Genomic DNA, 1,260 nt, shown 5'->3' with positions numbered 1-1,260 from the left:
TATTCTGAATCTGAAGATAAATCAGACCTAAATGCAAAACTGCACCCACAATATCCCTGAGTGCAGTTTTTTATCAATCAATATTCTAATGTTTCTCCATCAAGTGGAATATCAAGAACAAGTATCCTATACAAATGCACTTTCCTCTTTTGCTTTCTGCAAATCTTTTAACACTGTTCCTATATCTCCCAAAATAGCAATCCCCTTATCTTCAATGAATTCCGGCAAAAACTGATATTCTGAATTTACGGAGATATAATATGCATCTTTCAAGCTGTTTGTCAGTTCCCAAAACGGTTCCTGTATAAACATCGGTGTCATGCGCCCTACTCCAAGTTCTATAAAGAGAATTTTTCTATCTTTGTTCTTTTGAATGTATTTTGAGATTTTCTCATATTCTTCTTCGTATTTTTTCCCTTGCAGAAAATTCCCATATCCTCTTACCCACGGAAACATTTCCTCACCACAATGAGGGCAGCGAGGAATCAGTTCATCCGGCACCATTGTTCCCTCTCCCATAGCCGCAATCATATCTGCCACAGGTTGTACGGCATCCCATGTTTCATCCTGACAACACTGGGAACACTGGAAGAAACGATGATCTCCCTGAATCTCACTGACCTTTTCTTCCGGATAAATCTTTACAAACTGTGTATCCTGATTAGTCGTTAAGATATGAAAATCCTTTCCCTGCAAAATTCTATCCAAATCCAGATATGGCTCTCTGATAGGAGCATTTTGTGTAGTATTTAAAAAGGTTGCCACATATCCCCAGTGTTCATTTCTTGTAGAAAACCGATGCATCATTCCGCTAAAAGCACCTTTGAATCCATACTTATCTGCAAATTTTCCAAAATGCTCACGAAAAGAAGGGGTATCACTATAATAAAAGTCACCACCTCCAGCTGCTGATAAACCGGATGCTCCGCCTACTATGATACAATCTGCCTCCTGCACTCTGCGAACAAATTCCTGAATCTGTTCCTCATAAGGAAGTGGTTTTTGTTTGCTCAACACTACAGCAGTACCGCCGGATGCATAGGTACTATAGTGTCTGGAATAGTTCATTTGTGTTTTCATTACCAAATTTTCGTAACAGCTCATTTTTTTCATTCTCCTATCTCACAACTGTAATATCTTTAACTACCTTACTTAGTCTATCTCAGGAGTTATATCCACCGATTGGATTTTACATTGGAAAAAATCTATCCAGTCTTTTAACAAAATAAGCATAATTTACGGCGGGCAACTTGCCCGCCG

The 1,260-nt window shown here is 38.7% G+C and carries 1 protein-coding gene; it reads right to left on the bottom strand.

Annotated elements, in window-relative coordinates; genetic code table 11:
* Window positions 1–126: 126 nt before the first annotated feature.
* Window positions 127–1,104 (bottom strand): SIR2 family NAD-dependent protein deacylase, encoded by a 978-nt coding sequence (locus tag HMPREF0373_RS10010; protein WP_242831203.1) that lies wholly within the window; start codon window positions 1,102–1,104, stop codon window positions 127–129.
* Window positions 1,105–1,260 lie beyond the last annotated feature (156 nt).

It is taken from the genome of Eubacterium ramulus ATCC 29099 (assembly GCF_000469345.1).
Classification (GTDB): Bacteria; Bacillota; Clostridia; order Lachnospirales; family Lachnospiraceae; genus Eubacterium_I; species Eubacterium_I ramulus.
This window is presented reverse-complemented; position numbering and strand designations above follow the sequence as displayed.

Coding starts and splice junctions, on each gene's coding strand:
- HMPREF0373_RS10010 (WP_242831203.1), bottom strand. CDS start 1,104: ATGAGCTGTTACGAAAATTTGGTAATGAAAACACAAATGAACTATTCC.